The sequence below is a fragment of the Enterobacter sp. J49 genome (genome assembly GCF_002148625.1).
Lineage (GTDB): Bacteria > Pseudomonadota > Gammaproteobacteria > Enterobacterales > Enterobacteriaceae > Enterobacter > Enterobacter ludwigii.
This window is the reverse complement of the sequence record NZ_MWPY01000035.1, coordinates 265,131-282,158: the sequence shown is the minus strand read 5'-3', so window position 1 is coordinate 282,158 and position 17,028 is coordinate 265,131. Positions and strand designations below refer to the sequence as shown.

The 17,028-nt window shown below is 57.4% G+C and carries 16 protein-coding genes; 5 read left to right on the top strand and 11 right to left on the bottom strand.

Annotation, left to right across the window (positions count from 1 at the left end):
* Positions 1-12: 12 nt before the first annotated feature.
* The 3 genes from plsC to BJP35_RS17575 all read right to left on the bottom strand — a co-directional run bounded on the left by plsC (position 13) and on the right by BJP35_RS17575 (position 3,693).
* Entirely contained in the window at positions 13-750 is a 738-nt protein-coding gene (plsC, locus tag BJP35_RS17585) for a 1-acylglycerol-3-phosphate O-acyltransferase (RefSeq protein WP_020883654.1), read from the bottom strand.
* 164 nt (positions 751-914) lie between these two features.
* The gene (gene parC, locus BJP35_RS17580; RefSeq protein ID WP_032678970.1) at positions 915-3,173 is read right to left on the bottom strand and encodes a DNA topoisomerase IV subunit A; all 2,259 of its coding nucleotides are present in this window, start codon (positions 3,171-3,173) and stop codon (positions 915-917) included.
* Between the two features lie 118 nt (positions 3,174-3,291).
* Positions 3,292-3,693 (bottom strand): YgiW/YdeI family stress tolerance OB fold protein, encoded by a 402-nt coding sequence (locus tag BJP35_RS17575; protein WP_086463447.1) that lies wholly within the window; start codon positions 3,691-3,693, stop codon positions 3,292-3,294.
* A 138-nt stretch (positions 3,694-3,831) separates the two neighbouring features.
* Between BJP35_RS17575 and qseB the strand changes: the two genes are divergently transcribed.
* The 4 genes from qseB (at position 3,832) to BJP35_RS17555 (ending at position 6,869) form a co-directional block, all read left to right on the top strand.
* Positions 3,832-4,491 carry a quorum sensing response regulator transcription factor QseB gene (gene qseB, locus BJP35_RS17570; protein ID WP_025203157.1) on the top strand — a complete coding sequence of 220 codons (660 nt, stop codon included), beginning with the start codon at positions 3,832-3,834 and terminating at the stop codon, positions 4,489-4,491.
* Entirely contained in the window at positions 4,488-5,837 is a 1,350-nt protein-coding gene (gene qseC / locus BJP35_RS17565) for a quorum sensing histidine kinase QseC (RefSeq protein ID WP_047743656.1), read from the top strand. Before qseB ends, qseC begins: the two co-directional genes overlap by 4 nt.
* 105 nt (positions 5,838-5,942) lie before the next feature.
* Positions 5,943-6,524, top strand: a complete 582-nt coding sequence (locus tag BJP35_RS17560; protein ID WP_014171626.1) for an NAD(P)H-dependent oxidoreductase — start codon at positions 5,943-5,945, stop codon at positions 6,522-6,524.
* A gap of 30 nt (positions 6,525-6,554) precedes the next feature.
* Positions 6,555-6,869 (top strand): putative quinol monooxygenase, encoded by a 315-nt coding sequence (locus tag BJP35_RS17555; protein ID WP_014171627.1) that lies wholly within the window; start codon positions 6,555-6,557, stop codon positions 6,867-6,869.
* Between the two features lie 58 nt (positions 6,870-6,927).
* Here the strand turns inward: BJP35_RS17555 and BJP35_RS17550 are convergent, their stop codons facing one another.
* From BJP35_RS17550 to BJP35_RS17540, 3 genes are read right to left on the bottom strand one after another with little or no spacing between them, the layout of a single operon-like run.
* On the bottom strand, positions 6,928-8,115 hold the full coding sequence (locus tag BJP35_RS17550; protein ID WP_047743657.1) for a glycoside hydrolase family 88 protein: 1,188 nt from the start codon (positions 8,113-8,115) through the stop codon (positions 6,928-6,930).
* A gap of 27 nt (positions 8,116-8,142) precedes the next feature.
* Positions 8,143-9,408, bottom strand: a complete 1,266-nt coding sequence (locus BJP35_RS17545; protein ID WP_047743658.1) for an oligosaccharide MFS transporter — start codon at positions 9,406-9,408, stop codon at positions 8,143-8,145.
* A 32-nt stretch (positions 9,409-9,440) separates the two neighbouring features.
* Positions 9,441-11,255 (bottom strand): DUF2264 domain-containing protein, encoded by a 1,815-nt coding sequence (locus BJP35_RS17540; RefSeq protein ID WP_047743659.1) that lies wholly within the window; start codon positions 11,253-11,255, stop codon positions 9,441-9,443.
* Between the two features lie 166 nt (positions 11,256-11,421).
* Here BJP35_RS17540 and BJP35_RS17535 point away from each other — a divergent pair, with 166 nt between their 5' ends.
* Positions 11,422-12,261 carry an AraC family transcriptional regulator gene (locus tag BJP35_RS17535; protein WP_032680286.1) on the top strand — a complete coding sequence of 280 codons (840 nt, stop codon included), beginning with the start codon at positions 11,422-11,424 and terminating at the stop codon, positions 12,259-12,261.
* Positions 12,262-12,266: 5 nt separating this feature from the next.
* On the opposite strand, the gene BJP35_RS17530 is transcribed toward BJP35_RS17535, so the two are convergent.
* The 5 genes from BJP35_RS17530 to BJP35_RS17510 are packed head-to-tail and all read right to left on the bottom strand — an operon-like array spanning position 12,267 to position 16,940.
* Positions 12,267-13,154 carry a MurR/RpiR family transcriptional regulator gene (locus BJP35_RS17530; RefSeq protein ID WP_047743660.1) on the bottom strand — a complete coding sequence of 296 codons (888 nt, stop codon included), beginning with the start codon at positions 13,152-13,154 and terminating at the stop codon, positions 12,267-12,269.
* Entirely contained in the window at positions 13,151-14,101 is a 951-nt protein-coding gene (locus BJP35_RS17525) for an iron-siderophore ABC transporter substrate-binding protein (protein WP_020883645.1), read from the bottom strand. Before BJP35_RS17525 ends, BJP35_RS17530 begins: the two co-directional genes overlap by 4 nt.
* 9 nt (positions 14,102-14,110) lie before the next feature.
* Positions 14,111-15,151: an iron ABC transporter permease gene (locus tag BJP35_RS17520; protein WP_047743661.1), complete on the bottom strand. Its 1,041-nt coding sequence runs from the start codon at positions 15,149-15,151 to the stop codon at positions 14,111-14,113.
* Positions 15,148-16,131: an iron ABC transporter permease gene (locus tag BJP35_RS17515; protein WP_047743662.1), complete on the bottom strand. Its 984-nt coding sequence runs from the start codon at positions 16,129-16,131 to the stop codon at positions 15,148-15,150. Before BJP35_RS17515 ends, BJP35_RS17520 begins: the two co-directional genes overlap by 4 nt.
* A complete protein-coding gene (locus BJP35_RS17510) occupies positions 16,128-16,940 on the bottom strand; it encodes an ABC transporter ATP-binding protein (protein WP_047743667.1) in 813 nt (270 codons plus the stop codon). The genes BJP35_RS17515 and BJP35_RS17510 overlap by 4 nt, the downstream gene beginning before the upstream one ends.
* Positions 16,941-17,028 lie beyond the last annotated feature (88 nt).

Below are 17,028 nucleotides of genomic sequence, written 5' to 3'. Positions count from 1 at the left end.
TTTAACGCCGGCTTACTTCTTACCGGCGGCTTCTCTCTCTGCGACTTCTTTGTCGAGCAGCGCAATATGCTGAGCCATCAGTTCACGGCAGTGTGCTGCCAGCTCGCGAACCTGATCTTTACCGTATTTGCTGGTATCCACCGGCGGCAGCATTTCGACAATCACCAGCCCGTTATTCAGGCGGTTAAGATTAATCTTATTAGAAGTATTGGAAACACACACAGGAATAATTGGAACACCTGCCGCAATTGCAGCATGAAACGCACCGGTTTTGAACGGCAGCAGGCCACGGCCACGGCTGCGCGTCCCTTCCGGGAACATCCAGATTGAGATCCTGCGCTTTTTGAAGTGATTAACCACTTCAGCAATAGTGCTGTGCGCTTTCGCGCGGTTGTTACGGTCAATCAGCAGGTTACCGGTCAGCCAGTACAGCTGGCCGAAAAAAGGGATCCACAGCAGGCTCTTTTTGCCCACGGTCACGGTCGGTGGCAGAACAATGTTGGAGGCCGTCACCATATCGTAGTTGTTCTGATGGTTAGCGATAAAGATGGCGTTACCGAAGTTCTCAGCCCCTTCCGGCAGGCGTTTTTCTACCTTCAGGCCAAACAGTGGCGCAAGGCGGCCGAACATATGGCCGAAGGTGGCGACATGTTTCGGATTGCGCGGACTGAACAGGCAATAAATAGAGCCGAAAATACAGACCAGAATGCAGTAAATAATGGTAAGAATTAAACGAACAATGAATAGCATAGCGACCTCTGAAGCCCTGACAGCTGACAATTATACTTCACCTGTGGCCAGGTAAGGACTTTATTACGAGCGCGTATTGTTAATCGCAACGCACGAATTAACAACGATTTTACGGGAAATTTTATTGAAATTCCCCCTCCGGAACAGAGGGGGAGATAACGGCGTTACTCTTCGCTGTCGCCCGCGGTACTGCGCGCAGGAGAGTCAATCTCCACGCGGTCAATACGCTGCAGGCCGCGCATCAGCGAGCCGCGTCGACCGCGCTCGCCCACCACTTTCTGCAACTCTTCCGGTCGAAGCTTGATTTTACGTTTGCCGACATGAATGGTCAGCGTGCTCTGCGGCGGCAGAATAAAGAGGTGCGCCAGACCATCTACCCCTTTCGCCGCTTCCGCTGACGGGATGCTGATGATCTTGTTGCCCTTGCCTTTTGACAATTCCGGCAGGTCGCTGACCGGGAACATCAGCATACGTCCGGCGGCAGTGATCGCCAGCAGCATATCGCTGTCGTTTTCCACCACCAGCGGCGGCATCACATGCGCGTTGTCAGGCAGGCTGATCAGCGCCTTACCGGCACGGTTGCGGGAAACAAGATCGTTAAAGGTACAGATAAAGCCGTACCCCGCGTCAGACGCCAGCAGCAGTTTCTGGTCATCGGCTTCCATCAGCATATGGTCAACCGTCGCACCCGGCGGCAGCGTCAGCTTACCGGTAAGCGGTTCGCCCTGTCCGCGGGCAGAAGGCAGCGTGATCGGGTCGATGGCGTAGCTGCGCCCCGTCGAGTCGATAAAGGCGACCGGCTGGTTGCTCTTACCTTTCACGGCCGCTTTAAAGCTATCGCCCGCCTTGTAGCTCAACCCTGGCGCGTCGATATCGTGACCTTTAGCACTGCGCACCCAGCCGCTCTGAGACAGCACAATGGTGACCGGCTCAGATGGCTGCATGTCGTGCTCATTCATCGCCTTCGCTTCTTCGCGCTCATGCAGCGGAGAACGACGGTCGTCACCGAATGCATCGGCGTCAGCCTGCAGCTCTTTCTTGAGCAGGTTGTTCATCTTGCGTTCGGACGCGAGGATCGCCTGCAGCTGATCGCGCTCTTTTTCCAGTTCGTTCTGCTCACCGCGGATCTTCATCTCTTCGAGTTTGGCGAGATGACGCAGTTTCAGCTCAAGGATCGCTTCGGCCTGGGTTTCACTGATGCCAAAGCGCGACATCAGCGCCGGCTTCGGCTCGTCCTCGGTACGGATAATCTCAATAACTTCGTCGATATTGAGGAACGCCACCAGCAAACCTTCAAGGATGTGCAGGCGTTTAAGCACTTTTTCCAGTCGATAGTTCAGACGTCGGCGAACGGTATCGCGGCGGAACGTCAGCCATTCGCTCAGGATCTCCAGCAGGTTTTTCACTGCCGGACGACCGTCGAGGCCGATCATGTTCAGGTTGATGCGGTAGCTTTTTTCCAGATCGGTGGTGGCAAACAGGTGGTTCATCACCTGCTCCATGTCCACGCGGTTGGAACGCGGCACGATCACCAGACGCGTCGGGTTCTCGTGGTCGGATTCGTCGCGCAGGTCATCCACCATCGGCAGCTTTTTATTGCGCATCTGGGAGGCAATCTGTTCCAGCACTTTCGCGCCGGAGACCTGGTGCGGCAGCGCGGTGATGACCACTGCGCCGTCCTCTTTGGTCCACACCGCACGCATGCGCACGGAGCCGCGGCCGTTCTGGTAGATTTTGCGGATTTCCGCGCGCGAGGTGATGATTTCGGCCTCGGTCGGGTAGTCCGGCCCCTGCACGATATCCAGCAGATCGTCCAGCGTGGTTTTCGGCTGTTCAATCAGGGTGATGGCGGCTTTCGCCACTTCACGCAGGTTGTGCGGCGGAATGTCCGTCGCCATACCCACCGCGATACCGGTAGTGCCGTTCAGCAGGATGTTCGGCAGACGCGCAGGCAGCATTTTCGGCTCCTGCATCGTACCGTCGAAGTTTGGCACCCAGTCCACGGTTCCCTGACCCAGCTCGCCCAGCAGCACTTCAGCATAGCGGGAGAGACGGGATTCGGTATAACGCATCGCTGCGAAGGATTTCGGATCGTCCGGCGCCCCCCAGTTCCCCTGACCATCCACCAGCGGATAACGGTAAGAGAACGGCTGTGCCATCAGCACCATCGCTTCATAACAGGCGCTGTCGCCGTGCGGATGGTATTTACCCAGTACGTCACCGACGGTACGGGCGGATTTTTTGAACTTGGCGGTCGCATTCAGCCCCAGCTCGGACATCGCATAGACGATGCGGCGCTGAACGGGCTTCAGGCCATCCCCGATAAACGGCAACGCCCTGTCCATGATGACGTACATGGAGTAGTTCAGGTAGGCGTTTTCCGTGAATTCATGTAGCGCGAGGCGCTCTGCCATATCGCTCATTATGTGTGATTCCTCAACTCAGAAACCGAAAGGTTTCAGGCAATATTGCCGCAGATACTACCTTATCTGGCGTGTTGAGTCACAAAGAAAAAGGGCCGCATCCGCGGCCCTTTCGGGGTTATTTGTTCAGTTTGATAACCTGCTTCACGTCGATTTCAAAATCGTTCCACTCTTTATCGACTTTACCCTGAATTTCCACCTTATCCTGCGGGGTTACGGTCACGCCGTTCCAGCGCTTGTGGTCAATCTCCACGTTAACTGTACCGGTCTCATCGCGGAAGGTGTAGCGGTCATCAGACAGGCGCTGAGTGATGTTCCCGCGCAGCTTCACCCAGCTGTCGTCCTTCATGTCCTTCACTTTCCCCGCCGTGGTGAGGTTCGCGTCATTATCGACAAAACCGCCCGCCTGCGTCTGGGCCTGGGTTTGTGCGGCAGAGGGGCCGTTAAATCCGCCCTGTGCAGCAAAAACAGGGGCAGTGGTCATCATCATGATGGCGGCAATCGCAGCGAATTTTTTCATATTAACTCTCCCTTTAATGTGGTTTCGCAGTCCATTTAACAGGGTAAACCTTAACAACTTCTTAAGGGAAAAATTTATTTATTATTACTGTACAGCAGGCTGATGCAGAGGGTTTACTGACGTTATCAAGGAGGGAACATGCGCATTTTACTGGTTGAAGACGACAAGTTGATCGGCGATGGCATCAAGGCGGGTTTAAGCAAAATGGGCTTTAGCGTGGACTGGTTCACCGACGGAAAAACCGGCCAGACCGCGCTTCATTCTGCACCGTATGATGCCGTAGTGCTGGATCTGACGCTGCCGGAAATCGACGGACTGGATATTCTGCGCGCCTGGCGCGAAAGCGGACGCCGCGAGCCGGTATTGATTCTGACGGCGCGGGATGCGTTGAACCAGCGTGTCGAAGGGCTGCGTCTGGGGGCGGATGATTACCTGTGCAAGCCCTTTGCACTGATCGAAGTGGCTGCCCGCCTTGAGGCGCTGGTGCGCCGAAGCCACGGCCAGACCCGCAGCGAGTTGCACCACGGAAAGGTCACGCTCGATCCCACCAGTCTCGTGGCCACGCTGGACGGCGAAACGCTGACGCTCAAGCCGAAAGAGTTCGCCCTGCTGGAGCTGCTGATGCGTAACGCGGGCCGCGTGCTGCCGCGCAAGCTGATCGAGGAAAAGCTCTACACCTGGGACGACGACGTCTCCAGCAACGCCGTTGAAGTCCACGTCCACCATCTTCGTCGTAAACTGGGCAGCGAATTTATCCGCACCGTGCACGGTATCGGCTATACCCTGGGTGACGCATGAAACTGACTCAACGCCTGAGCCTGAAGCTGCGCCTGACGCTCCTCTTTTTAGTGCTGTCGCTGACGGCGTGGTTTGCCGCAAGCCTGGTCGCCTGGCAGCAGACCACCCACACGCTGGATAAGCTGTTCGATACGCAGCAGATGCTGTTTGCCAAACGTCTGTTGACCATGGAACTGGATGAGATCCGGGCCCCCGAACGGATGCGTGAGATCCCCAAAAAAGCGAAGCACGGTCGTCTGGATGACGACGCGCTGGCCTTCGCCATCTACGCCACCGACGGCAAGATGATGTTAAATGACGGCGAAAACGGGCGGGACATTCCGTACCACTATCGCCGCGACGGGTTTGATAATGGCCGGCTACAGGGCGACAACGACGAGTGGCGTTTTTTATGGCTCACCTCACCCGACGGGAAGTACCGCGTGGTGGTCGGCCAGGAGTGGGAGTATCGCCAGGAGATGGCGGTAGATGTGGTCAGCTCCCAGTTGACCCCGTGGCTGGTGGCGCTGCCCCTGATGCTGCTGTTGCTGATCGTTCTGCTGAGCCGGGAACTGAAACCGTTAAAAAAACTGGCGCAGACCCTGCGCTCCCGCTCACCGGATGCCACCGACGCGCTCCCGACTCAGGGGGTTCCCACTGAAGTGCGCCCGCTGCTCGACTCGCTGAACCATCTGTTCACGCGAACCCAGGAGATGATGACCCGCGAGCGTCGTTTTACCTCAGATGCCGCGCACGAGCTACGCAGCCCTCTCGCAGCCCTGAAGGTGCAAACCGACGTGGCGCAACTGTATCAGGACGATCCGCAGGCGCAGCAAAAAGCGCTGGCGCAGCTGCATGCGGGTATCGATCGCGCATCCCGGCTGGTGGATCAGCTCCTTACGCTGTCGCGTCTGGACTCGCTGGATAACCTCGACGATATCGAACCGATCGTGATGGCCGATCTCCTGCAGTCGGCGGTGCTGGATATCTGGCATCCGGCACAGAAGGCCGGGATTGATATTCGTCTGAACATTCATGCCCCACAGGTCACACGTCAGGGCCAGCCGCTGCTGCTGAGCCTGCTGGTGCGTAACCTGCTGGACAACGCCGTGCGTTATAGCCCGCATGGCAGCGTGGTGGACGTCACGCTGGATAGCCGGCGTTTTACCGTGCGTGATACCGGCCCCGGCGTTTCCACCGATGCGCTGGCGCGTATTGGCGAGCGTTTTTATCGGCCACCGGGACAGGATGCAACGGGTAGCGGCCTGGGGTTATCTATCGTCAGGCGCATTGCCGCCCTGCATGGTATGCGCGTCGCGCTGGGCAATGCGGCAGAAGGCGGCTTCGAAGTGAAGGTCAGCTGGTAAGGGATTATTGCGTTTAATGCAAAAGACTTTGCACATTTTGCTCATTTAACCGCATCGCTCGCGCGCGTAGAATCCTCGCCATACTTTCATCTTCGAGGACACCTCATGAGCAACATTCTGATTATCAACGGTGCAAAAGAATTTGCGCACTCTAAAGGCCAGCTGAATGACACCCTGACCGAGGTCGCGGACGGTTTTCTGCGCGACGCCGGGCATGATGTTAAGGTCGTGCGCGCGGACAGCGATTACGATGTCAACGCGGAAGTGCAGAACTTCCTGTGGGCTGACGTGATTATCTGGCAAATGCCTGGCTGGTGGATGGGCGCCCCCTGGACCGTGAAAAAATACATGGATGATGTCTTCACCGAAGGCCATGGCGCACTGTACGCCAGCGACGGTCGCACCCGCTCCGACGCATCCAAAAAATACGGTTCTGGCGGCCTGATTCAGGGCAAAAAATATATGCTGTCCCTGACCTGGAACGCACCGCTGGAAGCGTTCACCGAGAAAGATCAGTTCTTCGAAGGGGTGGGCGTTGACGGCGCATATCTGCCGTTCCACAAAGCTAACCAGTTCCTCGGAATGACGCCGCTGCCAACCTTTATCGTTAACGACGTCATCAAAATGCCTGACGTCCCGCGCTATATCGCAGAATATCGCAAGCATCTCGCGGAAATTTTTGCTTAACTGGTAACCTGGAATTAGAAGGAGTTAACCATGCTTACTGTTATTGCTGAAATCCGTACTCGTCCAGGCCAACATCACCGCCAGGCGGTGCTGGATGAGTTCGTGAAAATTATCCCCACTGTACTGAAGGAAGAAGGCTGCCACGGCTACGCGCCGATGGTCGACGCCACCACTACCGCCAGCTTCCAGGCTACGGCCCCAGACTCGATCATTATGATTGAGCAGTGGGAAACCGTGGCCCATCTTGAAGCCCACCTGCAGACCGCGCACATGAAAGCGTGGAGCGACGCGGTGAAGGGCGATGTGCTGGAAACGCATATCCGCATTCTGGAGCAAGGGGTGTAAGTTTACCCAGTTCCTGATTCCTGCCCTCCCCCTTCCGGGAGAGGGTCAGGGAGGCATATTACCAGTACAACTTCCAGCTTTGGGTAAACCTGACCAGCGCCTCCACGTAGAAGTAGTCCCCCCAGCTCGCGCACTCGTCCACGCCTTTATTGCTTGCCAGATGATAAACGGAGTGCTTCAGCAGCCCAGTTCCCTTCTCATCTTTGCCCATCAGGTAGTGTTTCGTCAGTGACGACATCATTCCTTTTGCCCATTCAGAATACTGCTCGCGATCCGGGTCGGTCACCGGCAGATGCTTCACCAGCTCCAGCAGGCCACATACCGCAATCGCCGCCGAGGACGCGTCGCGTAGCGCATCCGTGCCGACCAGAGCCAGATCCCAGTGGCAGACGTAATCTTCCGGCAGACGGTTGAGGAAGTAGTTCGCCAGCCGTTTCGACAGGGCAATCATCGTCGCATCACCGGTATAGATGTAGCTCAACAGGAAGCCGTAAATTCCCCACGCCTGCCCGCGTGACCAGCAGGAGTCATCGGCATAGCCTTGCTGAGTATTGCCGTAGCGCGGCGCGCCGGTGTGCACATCCATATAGTAGGTGTGGAACGTTGAGGCATCTTCACGGATAAGGTACCTCGCTGCCTGCATCACATGTGCTTTGGCGGCATCGGCAAAGCGCGGATCGCCCGTCTGTTCGCTCGCCCAGTAGAGCAGCGGCAGGTTCATATTGCAGTCGATAATCATCCGCCCGGCCTGTTCCGGGTCAGCCAGAACGCCCCACGCCTGAATAATTTTTGCCTTCTCGTGGAAGCGCTCCAGCAGCGCCTCTGCCGCCAGCAGCGAGAAGCCACGCGCCTCACGGTTACCGGTCAGTCGCCAGGCCGCCACGCAGGAGAGCGTATACAAAAATCCCAGATCGTGGGTGTTAGTGTCGTGGCGCCCGGCGATACGCAGGCCAAACGAGCGCACATGTTTTTCCGCCATCGCGCGGAATTTCGCTTCGCCGCTCATCTCCCACGCCAGCCACAGCTGCCCGGTCCAGAAGCTGGTGGTCCACTCCACGTTGTCGGTCAGCGGATAAAAACCCTGCTGGCAGGTTTCCGCCGGGAACTGCTCACCAAACGCCGTTAAATGGCGGCTAATCAGCGCAAGGACATGGTCGCGCGCTGAACTCAGTTCATCGCGGAATACGCGCGAATCAACGGGCACGGGGATAGCGGGCAGGCGTTCCTCTGCGATACGACTTAACATATTTCGGTTCCTTCTTTGACGGCTTAATTATCGTGATGAGGGTTCTGCTACGTTCAGCGCGCGGGGGCCGCGCCATTTACTCTGGCAGGCAGATAACGTAAAGGCAGAAATAAACGTGAAGATCAGCGCCGTGGCGCCCATGATGATATAGGTGTTCTCGAAACCGATGCGGTCATACATGTAGCCGGCAGGCGACGAGACCACGACATTGCCGACGTACAGCATCGCCTGATATCCCAGCAAATACATGGTGGCGTTAACGCGCTTATCGAAATGTTCGGCAATATATTTAAAGACGGAGACCAGCAGCAGACAAATTTCCAGACCGTACAGCGGCTTAAGAATGGAAATTAACAGATGTGAATCACACAGACCGGAAATAATCAGACGCGCACCGACCACCAGCCCGACAATTAACAGCCCACGTTTGGCGCCAATAGCGTTCACCAGCAGCGGGATCACCATATACATGACAAACTCCATTCCCGACTGCACGGTCCCCAGATAACCAAACACCGCATTGCCCTGGTGAATATCATCAAAGAAGGTCACGAAATAGCGCGAAAACTGCTGCTCGGCGATAAACATCATCCACGCCACACCGGCCACGTACAGACAGAAGGCCCAGAATTTACGGTTACGCAGCAGCGCGTAAACGTCTGACGGGGCAATTTTCTCTTTCGTCAGCACTTCGCCGACATGTGCGGAGTTAGTGTTCACTTTCAGGCTCAACAGGACAATCAGCATCACCACCGATGCCACGCTGCCCATAATAAAGTTATACGCTGGCGAGAGATTAAACAGCAGGCCGGAGAAGGAGGACGCCACTGCCCAGCCAAGGGAGCCCCACATCCGGATCTGACCAAACTCCATGCCGTTTAAACGGCTAAAACGGTCAGAATAGGATTCGCACGCCGCCACGCCCGCATACCAGGCAAAGCTTAAATAGAGTGCGCCAATAATAATCCCCAGCAGCGTGTTGGACATTAACAGCGGCTGATAGACATAAATAAAGAACGGCGCCATCAGGGCAGACATTGCCACCACAAAATAGAGCAGGTATTTGCTCATGCCGATCTTATCGAGAATATAGCCATAGATGGGCTTCAGAATGACGGAGAAAATCCCGTTCACCGCAAATACGGTACCAATCACCGAACCACTGAGGTTCGCTTTCTGGCCTAACCAGATAGCCAGCAGGCCAATACTGGCAGACCAGGTAAAGAAATAGAGAAATATAAAACTGCTGATTTTGTAATATTCAGTTCTGTTTGTTGTAGCGGTCTTTTTCATATCATCCTCGCCGACGTGTAGGGTCAGAGTTTTTATAATGAGAACGACAGCTGTCGCTCACTTCCGGGCTCGCGGATAACAACCCGGTTCTCGCTGATATTCAGTTGTGGGACTGCCATAACCGGCTGGCTTTCGCCGGCGACGGCGGCACAACAGAGCCAGCTCTCCCCCTGCGCAAGCGTGGTTTTCAACAGCGGAATGGCAGCGCATTCCGGGAACATAATGCTGCTGTTCGGCGGTGTGACGATGCTGTCCGGTTCACGGTTAACCACCGGAGAGAGATCGACCAGCACGCTGGTGCCGTTACCGGCGACAAGCCAGCATCCGTTCTCACGGATCTGCGGTTCGGTGTTCATCACCGCAAAACCGCCCTCCGCCGTATTCAGTCGACGGGCGCTGTTGATACGGTGCAGGCGCAGGTGCCACTCACCAAACGGCACTTGCCAGGTTTCGATATGGACGTCATGCCACGGAGACCAGCGTGAGTAGAGATAATCGTCAGTGACCCGCACCGCTTCACACTCGCGGCGACCGCGGAAATAGTTATCCCCGTCTGCCAGCAGCAGCATGGAGTCGCAGGCGGCATGTTTCAGGCCAAACCGTCCGCGCTCAATCGTGAAACCAAAGCGGCTGGAGTAGGCAAATTTGGTGTATTTGGCTTCCGTATTAACGTAGTTATTCAGCTCAAGCTGCCCGGCGGTAAGCAGGGTGACGTGCTGCGACTGACCGGCATGCATCAGGATCTGCTGTGCATGCGGGATGACGCGTTTTTCCGCAAGCGCGGGCAGCGGCTGCTCTTCAGCCTGCCAGAACGGATGGTCCTCCGGCATCGCCAGAATCAGGTAGGTTTTCAGCGCCCAGTATGGCGAGCCGGGGGCGTTATAGTCCTCACACATCGCCAGGTTCGGGTAAGCAAAACCGAGGGTCAGAATGCCGTCCCGATCGGTGATGGGCTGTTGCTGCCACCAGCGCAGATGGCGCAGCACGATGCCCTTCACAATCCCCGGCGTGAACACCTCCAGACCGGAAAAGGCGACCGCACTCCAGAAGGCGACCATTGCAAAGCGATAGGTCAGGCTGCGACCAAACGGTACCGAGGCACCGTCGGCGGCTGACCAGTAGATAAAGTCTTCGGCGAACAGGCGCGAACGCGCTCGCAGCACCTGCGACCTCTCCTCGTCACCGCTCAGGGTGGCGTAAATCAGGCCGTAGAAATGGAATGCCATCGAGATGTAATAGTCTTTCGGCCGCCCCGGCCCGTCGGAATACCAGCCATCGCCCAGGTAATAGGCCTCCATCATCGCAAACCGTCGGTCAATCGCCGTCTGGTCATACGGCAGCCCGGCGCGCTTAAAACCGAGCTGCACCATAATGGCAAAGTAGTTCCAGTTGCTGTCCGGCATTTGCGCATGGGCGATCTGGTTGAGCCATGCGTGCAGGTTTATGACCTCGCGCCCGGTGAAGTGCGTGGTGAGTTTATCCCCCAGCAGGGCAAGCCCCAGACCGTAGGCCGCCATCTCGACCAGACGCTGATCGTAGGGGCCGGTTTCGCCCCAGTAACCGTCACTGTGCGGATCGGTGCCGAGTTTGATAGCGGTAAGGTATTTTTCGCAAAAGGGGCTGGCATCACCGGATGCCAGCAGCGGAAACAGCCCCCATAGCGCACGTGAGAGTCCCTCCATCTGCGCGATATCCGTGCTGTAATGCGCACAGGTTTCGCCCAGCGAAAATCGTGAACTGCCCGGCGCAAACGCCTTATCCAGCGCACTCAACAGAGTATTCAGTGACGCCACGATATCCTGGCGTGAAGACAACGGATTTGATTTTTCTTTATTTGCCGCCCACATACGCTCACCCTCGTAATCAACTGCGGCAAAGCATAGTGAATCCACACGGGGCAGAAATGTTAGCCATGTCACAGCTAAGAGCGATGAATAAACCCGCAGTTAAGAAAATTTAAAAAGGTGGTTTATAAAGAGATTCTGACGGGAAAAAGTTGAGTTTTATTGCACTATGCGCGACACGCCAACATCCGATCATCTGGAGCTGATTACCTTAAATGACACCGTGGTGTCGTTTAGCCGCCTGTTCGCCAACACGGTGCGCTATCACCACTGGCATCAGTGTCTGGAAATTCTCTATGTGGAAGAAGGCTTTGGCGTGGCGATTGTCGATAACCGTCATTACACCATGCGCCCCGGGCGGCTGTTTTTCTTCCCGCCATTTACCCTGCATAAGGTGATGGTGGACGAGAAGGCAGAGGCCCTTTACAGGCGTACCATTATTCATCTCGACCAGCATGCCGTACTGAAAACCCTGCGTGATTTTCCGCAGGCTCAGCAGCGTCTGCAGAAGCTGTCTCGTCGTGGCGGCGAGGCCTGGGTCGCTGACCTGGCGCATTGCCAGAAGCATATCGATTATCTTCTTGGCTGTTATCAGCCGCCGCTGAACAGCGAAAACATTGCCGGGCTGTTGATTAGCCTGTTTGCCATGCTGCCGGATGATAACGACGGTGCCCCGGGGAGCAGTCAGGGGGTGGCAAGTCAGGTGATGTTCTGGCTGGATGAGCACTATCGGGAGAAATTTCGCCTGGATGCGCTGGCGGCTGAGCTGGGAAAATCACGCAGCTATGTATCGCGAAAATTCCATGCGGAAACAGGCGAGAAGATCCACGACTATCTGAATACGCTACGGCTGCGAAAAGCCTGCGAGTACTTGCTGCACAGTGATGCCAGCGTGCGTGAGATTGCCGCGCAGGTGGGATTTTCCGACGTGACGTGGTTTATCAGCGCCTTTAAAAAAGGGATTGGTGAGACGCCGCTGCAGTACCGGAAAAATCATGGCGCGGCGTGATCCCCTCACCCGCTCTTCTTGCCCGGTTTTAACCCGCGATGAAATTCGTTAATGCGCTTCATCGACCTGATGGTGCGCTGGGGCTCCGTTGACGCTACAGATAAAACGATCATCTCCAGACACAGCAGCACCGTGCCGTGGAGCGGAATTTTGCCCTTTTCACCGCCGCGCGGAACGTGGATCACCACGCTGGCCTCTTTGCTGAAGCGCGAGTCCGTAGCATTGGTCAGCAATATCGTGGGAATACCCAGCCGTTTCGCTTCACGCAGCGTGGTTTGTCCTTCCCGGTGGGCCGATTTTTGCGCCATCATCACCAGCACGTCGCCGCGCTGTAAGGCTATCAGTTGCTCTGCCAGACCAATGCCGGTGCGGTTGAGCGCAATAGCGGGCAGGCCGATACGGCTGAACAGCCGGGAAGTGTACTCGGCCAGAATGCCGGAAGCCCCAATCCCAAAGATCGCGGCCTGACGTGCCTGCGCCAGCAACGATACCGCCTGCGCCATTGCGTAGCGGTTGTGCGGCTCGGATAGTACGTCACAGGTATGCTGATGCCCTTCCAGCACAAAATCGATGCTCGCGTTCACGTCGCTGGTGAGCGTATTCACCGTGGTGGACATTTTTTCGCTGGAGGAGACCACTGGCCCAAACCACTGCTCCAGAGTCTGCTTCAGGTCACGCAGCCCGGCAAAGCCAAGAGCCTGAATGGCGCGTACCACCGTAGCGTCCGAGGTTTTCAGCAACGCGGCAATCTCCATCGCCGTCTGCTCCATCACCGCTTCGCGGTTTTCATTGATGTAACGCGCAACCTGCAGCAGGCGCGGCGTGAGCTGGTGCCCCCGCGAGCGAAAGCGGTCGCCATAGACATCAACCCGGGCTTTGTCTTTTCTGATCACTGTGACGCCTCCGGCAGCGGTCGGCCGGCAATCTGCGACTGCACCTGGGCGGCCATCAGGCCTAAGGAGGCAAAGGAGTTCGAGATGGCCTCTTCACGGGAGATCAGTATGTAGTGACCGGTGCGACAGGCATTGAGGAACTGACACCAGCCAGGCATCACGGCATCCATCGCTGCCAGCTCATCCTGCGGTTTGCCGCCGGTATCCCCGCGCCAGGTGGCAAAGACAAAATCTGCATCCAGCTCGGGCAGACGCTCGGCGCTGACGTCAATTCGACCGCCGTCAGGGATGGACTCAATCAGCGGCGGGAATGTGAATCCTGCGTCGCGCAGCACGCGCCCCAGCGAGTGGTAGCTGTGCATGGCGTTGATTTTGCCCTGGTTGGCCTGTATCACCGACACGGTGATGTTGCGGGTGTCGATGGTCGCTTTCAGGGCGTTAATCTGTTCCTGATAGCGACGTTCAAGGATCTTCAACCGGGCTTCGGTGCCCGTGAGCTGTGCCAGCTTGCGGTAGATCTCCGGCGCGCCGCCATCGAGATGATCGATACTCACCGTCGGGGCAATTTTCTCCAGCTGTTCAACCGGCGTGTTACGGGTCGGTTCGGTGATGATCAGATCCGGCTTTGCAGCGGCGATGGCCTCGATGTCGATATCCGCGGAGCCGATAAATTTGATGTCGGCGTTATCAAAATCAACGCCCGTCAGCATGCCGCTGGCGCGCAGAAAATGGCTACCGTCCGGCCGCGTGCGCCCGTGGCTTGCCACTGGCGGCACGCCGAGCTCAATCAGCGGAATGGTGATATCCAGATCGTGCAGCGAGACAATCCGCTTCGGATGAAGGGGCACAGTCACCTTGCGGTTCAGATCGTCGGTAAACGTCTGCGTCGGCTCCGCCGCACTCACGGTAAATCCCACCAGCAACAACATCGAAAAAAGTATACGCATCACCATCCCCTAAAATCTGTCCCGTCGCTGCCAGAGCAGCAGCAGGAAAAACGGTCCGCCAATCAATGAAATGACTACGCCTGCCGGCAGCTGCAGCGGCAGGAAAGCCAGACGTCCGACGTTATCTGCCAGCAGAACCAGCAACGCACCCAGCACGGCACTTCCCGCCAGCAGCGCGGTTTGTCCGCCGCGCAGCAGCAGGCGTGCCATATGTGGCGCAATCAGTCCCACAAAACCGATACTGCCCACGCACGAGACGCAGGCCGCGGTCAACACCACCGGGGCAAGCACGCGCAGCAGCGCCAGCCGTGAGGTGTGTACGCCAAGGCCCGTTGCGGTGGGGTTGCCCATCAGGGCCACGTCTGCGGCGCGCGCGGTCAACAGCAATAGCGCAAATGCCGGCAGCGTCCAGGCTGCCGCAATGCCTACCAGCGTCCAGTTTGCTGCATGCAGGCTTCCCGCCAGCCACAGCATCGCCGTCTGCACGTCACGCACGTCGGCGGTGGTCATGAAGACCCCCATTGCCGCGGCAAACGCCCAGGAAACGCCGATCCCCGTCAGGATAAATCGCGGCCGCGAAATATCGCGCGCCATCGCCACCACCAGCAGCGCGGTGAGTATGCCCCCCGCCATTCCCGCCAGCGGTCGCCAGGCCAGGCTGAGCGCCGGGAACTGAAAAATCAGCACCAGCACCGCCGCGCTACATCCCTCTTTCACGCCGATAAGCCCCGGGTCGGCAAGGCCATTACGGGTGACAGACTGCATCGCTGCCCCCGCCATGCCGAGCATGGCACCGCATAACACCGCCATCAGCAGACGCGGCAGACGGATATCCATCACGATGTAGCGCGTATCCGCCTCCAGACTTTGCGGATACAGCAGCGCCCGTCCGATGGCCGACGTCGGGATCGGCAGCGAGCCGTGCGTCAGGCCAAACCCGAGCAGGATAAAGGCCGTGAGTGAAATCAGCGCAAGGCAGGCCAGCGCCCTCGGGCGTACCAGCGTTGAAAAGGTGCCAATACGCAACGCGCGCAGTCCGGCCCGGCTCATTTGAACGCCCTCGAGGCCATAAAGATAAAGACGGGAGCACCGACCAGCGCGGTCATAATGCCGGTCGCCAGTTCATAAGGGGTAAACAGCGTGCGGGCGGCGAGATCCGCCAGCAGCAAAACCAACCCTCCACACAGGGCTGAAAGCGGCACCATCACGCGCAGATCCACCGTCACCAGACGCCGTATCAGCTGCGGCACCACGAGGCCAATAAAACCAATCGGCCCGGCAACGGAGACTGCCGCGCCACACAGCAGCGCAATTGAAAGCAGCGCGAACAGGCGCGTCCTGAGAAGCGATACGCCAAGCCCCTGGGCCATCCGGTCTCCCAGTGCCAGCATATTGAGTGACGGCGACAGCCAGAGCGCAAGAGCGAAACCCGCGCCAGCGGCCCACGAAGCGCTGCGAAGCGTCCCTTCTGTTATCCCGGCCAAATCCCCCGCCAGCCAGGTGCGTAAGGCGAGAAGCGTCTGCTCATCAAGGATCAGGACCGTGGCGGTAATTGAGGAGGCGAACGCCGACATCGCCACCCCGCACAAGGTGACTTTCATCGGCGTCAACCCGGTGCGTCCCGAAGAGGAGAGCATCAGTACCAGCAGAAACAGTGCGGCGGCGCCGGCGGCGGCAATCAGCGGGCGGCCAAACGGCAGGGTGAACCCGAGTGCACTTGTCAGCACGACAGCCAGCGCGGCGCCGGCATTCAGCCCCAGAATATGCGGCTCGCCCAGCGGGTTACGAATAACGGACTGCAGCAAGACGCCTGCCACGCCAAGTGCAGCGCCGGTCAGCATGGCCGCAAGAAGGCGTAACAGGCGCAGCCTGATAATGATGTTATGGTCGAAATTGCGCGGGTCGAAATCGACAAAAGCCTGCACGACCGTCAGGGGGGAAATAACACGCGCGCCCGTGCCCAGGTGTGCAATTGCGCCCATCACCAGCAGTAGCGCAAAGAGCAGAAAAGCCAGTGACGTTCGCATCATGATTTTTCTGCGACCTGGCGAAACGGCATGAAGAACGGTTTGCCGGTGAGCGGATTAACTGACATATGTACGTCAACCTCAAACACCGCTTTGATCAGTTCCGGCGTACAGGTATCGCCCTCGTGAAGCACGCCCTCGACTTTCCCCTGGCGTAAAAAGACCAGGGAATCACCGTAGTTCACCGCAAAGTTAAGATCGTGCAGCACCACCACGACGGTGCGCCCGTGCTGGCGGGTCAGCGTATGCAGCAGTTCAAGGATTTCCACCTGATAGCGGAGGTCAAGAAACGTTGTCGGCTCGTCGAGCAGGATATAGGGCGTTTGCTGCGCCAGCGCCATCGCAATCCAGCAGCGCTGACGCTGGCCGCCGGAAAGGCTTTCCACCGACAAATGGGCAAACTCCGCCGTACCGGTCAGGCGCAGTGCCTCTTCCACGGCCTGCTCGTCTTCGTCACTCCACTGGCGCATAAAATTTTGCCAGGGGAAACGCCCGCGCGAAACAAGTTCAAACACGGTTAACCCTTCCGGCAACAGCGGTGACTGCGGCAGAATGCCCAGCTGACGGGCGACCGCTTTGGTTGGCTGTTGATGAATGGCTTTGCCATCCAGCAGTGCAGCTCCCCCGAGCGGTTGCAGCAAACGTGCGATCGTGCTCAGTAGCGTGGATTTTCCACAGCCGTTCGCGCCCACCAGAACGGTTATTTTCTGTGGGGGGATCGCAAGCGAGATCTCATCGACGATGATTTTTTTCTGATAGCCAGCAGAGAGGTTTTCAAGAACCAGCCCTGACTTATTCGTGTTGTGAGCCACGTGAACGCCAACTTAATAAAAAACTAACAAATAAAAATAAAACTCATTCTCTTTTGAGAGTTTGCCGCTGCGCCATGTAGTAGTCAAG

Bases quoted from the DNA above. Each gene is read 5' to 3' on its own strand.
- plsC (WP_020883654.1), bottom strand. From the start codon at position 750: ATGCTATTCATTGTTCGTTTAATTCTTACCATTATTTACTGCATTCTG.
- parC (WP_032678970.1), bottom strand. From the start codon at position 3,173: ATGAGCGATATGGCAGAGCGCCTCGCGCTACATGAATTCACGGAAAAC.
- BJP35_RS17575 (WP_086463447.1), bottom strand. From the start codon at position 3,693: ATGAAAAAATTCGCTGCGATTGCCGCCATCATGATGATGACCACTGCC.
- qseB (WP_025203157.1), top strand. From the start codon at position 3,832: ATGCGCATTTTACTGGTTGAAGACGACAAGTTGATCGGCGATGGCATC.
- qseC (WP_047743656.1), top strand. From the start codon at position 4,488: ATGAAACTGACTCAACGCCTGAGCCTGAAGCTGCGCCTGACGCTCCTC.
- BJP35_RS17560 (WP_014171626.1), top strand. From the start codon at position 5,943: ATGAGCAACATTCTGATTATCAACGGTGCAAAAGAATTTGCGCACTCT.
- BJP35_RS17555 (WP_014171627.1), top strand. From the start codon at position 6,555: ATGCTTACTGTTATTGCTGAAATCCGTACTCGTCCAGGCCAACATCAC.
- BJP35_RS17550 (WP_047743657.1), bottom strand. From the start codon at position 8,115: ATGTTAAGTCGTATCGCAGAGGAACGCCTGCCCGCTATCCCCGTGCCC.
- BJP35_RS17545 (WP_047743658.1), bottom strand. From the start codon at position 9,408: ATGAAAAAGACCGCTACAACAAACAGAACTGAATATTACAAAATCAGC.
- BJP35_RS17540 (WP_047743659.1), bottom strand. From the start codon at position 11,255: ATGTGGGCGGCAAATAAAGAAAAATCAAATCCGTTGTCTTCACGCCAG.
- BJP35_RS17535 (WP_032680286.1), top strand. From the start codon at position 11,422: ATGCGCGACACGCCAACATCCGATCATCTGGAGCTGATTACCTTAAAT.
- BJP35_RS17525 (WP_020883645.1), bottom strand. From the start codon at position 14,101: ATGCGTATACTTTTTTCGATGTTGTTGCTGGTGGGATTTACCGTGAGT.
- BJP35_RS17520 (WP_047743661.1), bottom strand. From the start codon at position 15,151: ATGAGCCGGGCCGGACTGCGCGCGTTGCGTATTGGCACCTTTTCAACG.
- BJP35_RS17515 (WP_047743662.1), bottom strand. From the start codon at position 16,131: ATGATGCGAACGTCACTGGCTTTTCTGCTCTTTGCGCTACTGCTGGTG.